This window comes from Billgrantia kenyensis, assembly GCF_013697085.1.
GTDB lineage: Bacteria > Pseudomonadota > Gammaproteobacteria > Pseudomonadales > Halomonadaceae > Halomonas > Halomonas kenyensis.
Window position 1 is genome coordinate 1 of sequence record NZ_JACEFT010000015.1, and the last position, 4,358, is coordinate 4,358.

Annotated in this window: 5 protein-coding genes and 1 pseudogene; all 6 read right to left on the minus strand. The window is 59.5% G+C overall.

Features of this window, described 5'->3' with window-relative positions; all coding sequences use genetic code 11:
* A partial coding sequence (locus H1D44_RS12650; protein ID WP_181515224.1) for a type VI immunity family protein occupies nt 1-888 on the minus strand: 888 nt, incomplete at its 3' end.
* A gap of 15 nt (nt 889-903) precedes the next feature.
* Nucleotides 904-1,311: a hypothetical protein gene (locus H1D44_RS12655; RefSeq protein ID WP_181515225.1), complete on the minus strand. Its 408-nt coding sequence runs from the start codon at nt 1,309-1,311 to the stop codon at nt 904-906.
* A complete protein-coding gene (locus H1D44_RS12660) occupies nt 1,308-2,270 on the minus strand; it encodes a type VI immunity family protein (RefSeq protein WP_181515226.1) in 963 nt (320 codons plus the stop codon). The genes H1D44_RS12655 and H1D44_RS12660 overlap by 4 nt, the downstream gene beginning before the upstream one ends.
* A gap of 17 nt (nt 2,271-2,287) precedes the next feature.
* Entirely contained in the window at nt 2,288-3,100 is an 813-nt protein-coding gene (locus H1D44_RS12665; protein WP_181515227.1) for a hypothetical protein, read from the minus strand.
* Nucleotides 3,097-4,020: a DUF4123 domain-containing protein gene (locus tag H1D44_RS12670; RefSeq protein WP_181515228.1), complete on the minus strand. Its 924-nt coding sequence runs from the start codon at nt 4,018-4,020 to the stop codon at nt 3,097-3,099. Before H1D44_RS12670 ends, H1D44_RS12665 begins: the two co-directional genes overlap by 4 nt.
* Nucleotides 4,017-4,358: pseudogene (locus H1D44_RS21010) on the minus strand (DUF2345 domain-containing protein); the annotation flags it as partial. The gene H1D44_RS12670 and the pseudogene H1D44_RS21010, both read right to left, overlap by 4 nt.

The following is a 4,358-nucleotide window of genomic DNA, read 5'->3' on the forward strand; positions in this document are numbered from 1 at the left end:
CAAGCGTGGATGAATACCCTGATGATCCTTGATGCGAATCGGCTCGATGATGGCGGCGACACGTCGGTAGTCGGCCAGGGCGGCATCGAGGTCAGGGTTTTCGTTATCGCCGAGCTGTGGCATGGGGCCGGCGCGCAGGATGGCACCGCCGTTATAGTCCAATACCGGCAGGTCATCCATCTCGGCCTTGACATGCTCAAGGCCACCCAGTCGTTCCAACCACGAATCGGAGAGAATGGTCAGCCAGTCGACGCCTTTGGGGCCTCGATGCAGGTTTAAGGAATGCGTGGTAAATTTATTAATTTGCAATCCAGGAAAACGCTTGCCAAATCTGTATTCGAGAATTACCGCCTCATCGCTTTTTGCGTAGCCAAAAGAGCGGCCAAGCCAAAAACCGGCATAGCCATGCTCGGGCTTTAGCTTGACACACCAGCGCTGCACCAGAGCAGGCAGCTTATCCTCCCGCTCGATAAAGAAATCGATAGGGAACTGGCAGTATAGATAGCTGATGTTGTCGTCATGACCTGTCCCCAGCACGACGAAACTATGATTATCCGCATCACTACGCAGCTTGCCGCCATGGTAGGCAAACTCCCATTCGCCGCGCCCATAGGTGGGCAGCCAGTCGAAGGGGGTGATATAGCTATCGAAGCCCTTGAGTTTGTTCCACTTGCCGGTAGTGGGATTGGTGGTCCAGGTGAGCTGATCGCCGACCAGATCGCGGTAGTCGGCCAGAATATCCAGCACTGCCTGGCGCTTCTCTTCCTGCTGGTCGCCTTTGAAGAACAGTGCCACGCCCAGGCAAATTTTGAACAGCACGCCGTGGTCCGTTTCGACGGTGAGCAACTGGTCGCGAGGTGCGTTGATTACGTCAGGCATCCCTGCCATAGCGGTCTCCATGCGTCAGGCCTGGTCGGCATGCCAGGTGATGGCGGTAATCTCGCCGCGCAGTTCCACCACCGCATGCTGCTCGCCGGCCCGGCCGCGCAGGCGCCAGGGCTCGCCGCGCTCGATCAGTTCCAGGGTGTGGAAATGGGGCAGCAACTTCTCCTCGGCCAGCTTGTGCTCCACCAGCGGCCAGCTCTCTCCCTCCTGAATGCGCACCTCGACCTCGCCCTGGGTATGAAAGACCATGGTGCCCGGCCCCCAAAAGGGGGTGATATCCGATTGCAGCGACCAGTCGCCGTCGCGGCAGATCACTCGAATGGCCGTGTTCGCGATCTCCACCCGCTCGAGTTCGATGTCGGGGAACAGCTGCTTGGGGAACCACTCCAGGGCAAACGTTGCGCCGCTCGCTGTTGGCTCGCTCATGGCTGACCTCCCAGCGGGCTAAAGCGCGCCAGCCAGGCCTGGTACTCAGGCTCATTGAAATATTTTTCGTGACGATTGCTGGGCATCAGCGAAGAATGGATAGCTTGATGATCCTTGACACGGATCGGCTCGATAATGGCAGCAACACGACGGTAATCGGCCAGTGCTGCATTGACTTCGGGATCTTCGCTGTCGCCAAGCTGGGGCATGGGGCCTGCACGAAGGATAGCGCCGCCGTCGTACTCGAGCACCGGCAGCTCACCCATTGCCTCCTTGATGCGCTCCATGCCACCAAGCCGTTCTAGCCAACGGTCGGAGAGAATGGTCAGCCAGTCGACGCCCTTGGGACCTTGATGTAAGTTAAATACGTGCTCAGAAAAATTATTTATTTGAAGGCCAGGAAAGCGCTGCCCAAAACGATATTCAAGAATAGAAGCCTCATCACTTCTTTCATGGCCATAAGACCTCCCTAGCCAGAAACCCGCATAGCCTTGATCAGGCTTCAGCTTGTCGCACCAGCGCTGTACATGCTCGGGCAGCTTATCTTCACGCTCGATAAAAAAATCAATAGGAAACTGACAATAAAGATAGCTTAGATCATCGTCTCTAAGACGACCCAGCGATACCAGGCCATATTCATTTGCATCGCTGGGACGTTGACCACCATGGTAAACCAACTCCCATTCGCCGCGCCCATGGCTAGGCAGCCAGTCGAAAGGAGTGATATAGCTATCGAACCCCTTAAGCTTCTTCCACTTGCCAGTGCTAGGGTTGGTGGTCCATGTTAGTTTGTCCCCGACCAGATCGCGGTAGTCTGCAAGAATTTCCAGCACAGCCTGGCGTTTCTCTTCCTGCTGCGAGCCGGTAAAGAATAACGCCACGCCCAGGCAGATCTTGAACAGCACGCCGTCGTCAGTTTCAACAGTCAGAAGTTGATCGAAATCTAGTGGCTCAGCCATTGATATGTCTCCTTGTGTCACCAGGCGGCCGCCGTGCCCAGCCCCATTCCTGCCGCTATCATACTGGCACCCTGTCGCACTGCCTGCCCACCTGCCAACGAGCCTGTCCCTGCTGAAAAGTAAGTTACGGCGGCGCCAGCCGCTACCATGCCGGCACCAATGGCAACCTGGCCCCATGAAATACCTTTCTCCTCCAGCCGGTCATGGTAGATCTCCATGGCAGGCTGGGTATCCGTCTCGTATTCTGTCTGTCGAGGGCCATCACAGCTACATCGTTCTGGCGTGAGTAGTTTGAGCTTATCTCTGCCACCAGCTATATCTCGGTAAGCTACCTCTTGTCCCGGTCCCCAATCATCCGGCGGAAACTTGACCTCGATGACACCCAACAGGTTGTCCTGAGTGGGGCGGCCGTTGGGGTCACGGAGTGCTACGGCATCAGGTATGCGCAATTCGCCACGGGTATAGCCTTCCTCCCGGTTCTTTGCCGTTTCGGTCAGCAAGGCCCCGTCACGTTTCATACGTACGATACGATTGATGGAGTGGCCGAAGTTGCGGATCGGCTCTATCGTCTCCAGGCCCTCTGCATCCTTCAGCAGCAGTGGTGAGGGCGGCGCACTCCCCATATAGTAGGGTACCTGCACGCGCAGGCCGGTGTCGCAGGTCTCATTGAGTCTCTGGATGCCTACATCGACGCAGCTCTGCTTGAGATTGATGCCGCCGCTGCCCTTGTTGGGCACCTCGTTGCAGGTACAGACGAAACTGCAGACGATGCTCAGGCGGCTTTCAATGTCGTTGTCCAGCGGGCACTGCTGGGCGCCGGTGTCGCTCATGAATGCGTTCCTTCTCGTGATGCTGGGCCCATCTGGGGGCCTTCGGGCAGCCAAGCGGGATCATGGTGGTGGCGGTCGGGCAGCTTGCCGTAGGCATGGGCTTGCCAGTTGGCGAGGGTTGCCGTCAGGCCGTGCCGTGCCAGGTCCTGCTGAAAGTCGTCACGCCGTTCCGGGTGCGAACAGCTGGTCACCGCCAGCAGACAGAAATGCGCGGCTTCGTCACGGCTGGGTAGGGTATCGGCGTTGAGCGCCGTCAGGCGATCCACGGCATCGGCCACTCTCGCCTTGATGCTGGGGCTGTCCAGATGCATCAACCAGGCACCGGCTTCGAGCAGCAGCCGCTGCTGGGTATCGTGAATCAGCTCTTGGCGATAAAGCGGTCGTAATGCGCGTTGGTGGCGTGGTTGGATTTTCCACCACGGCGCTGCCGGTAACGGGGCCGGAACGCGCTCTGCCTCTGGGTGCTCAGCAGCATGTCGCGCAGTGAAGCCACCAGCAGAGCGGTAATTGACGGCCGTGACGGGACCGAACCATTGGCGGTATTCGCGGCCGTCGAAGGCATCGAGGAAGTGCGGCAGCACGTCCGGGTCGTAGAAGCGGAAGAGGACTTCGTCGCCTTGCGGGTTCAGGATCGTCAGCCAGCGGCGGTAGTGCGTGGCCAGTGCCTCGGGCGTTGCCTGGCTGGCCAGCAGCAGCCCCCAGTTGAGCGTGGGGCGGTCATCGAGTAGCCACTTCAGAAAGGGGTCGGCCGGAGAGGTTCTTGCCACGATGGGCGAGACTTCCAGCAGGTGGGCGAAGGGCGTACCCACATAGAGCGCCACGCTGCTGGTGCTGTGAGGCGAGCGGCGATACCACTGCCGACGCAGCTCGGGCAGTGCCGCGTCCAGCAGGATATGGGTGCAGGCAGGTAACGTACTCACTGGCGGCCTCCCGGCGACTTGAGCGTATCGGCGCAGATATCGCAAAGTGCCTTGCCGCTGCTGGCCGCTCGCTGAAGTGCCAGTACCTGGCCTTCCGTTTCGGCAAACGCGGTGGGCTGTCGGTTGGGCTCGAGGGTGACGTCCTCATGCTCCTCCGGCACTGCCCTGCCCGGCAGCAGCGGTGTCTCGACGGCCGGGCCGCTACCGGAGCCGGGGCTGCCACCGGCGTTGATCTTGACCTTGGGTCCGACCAGCGTGACGCCGCCGCCGTCGAGCTTGAGGAAGCTGCCGCCAGCGTTGAGCGTCATTTCGCTGCCGGCTTCGAGTACCACCTTGTG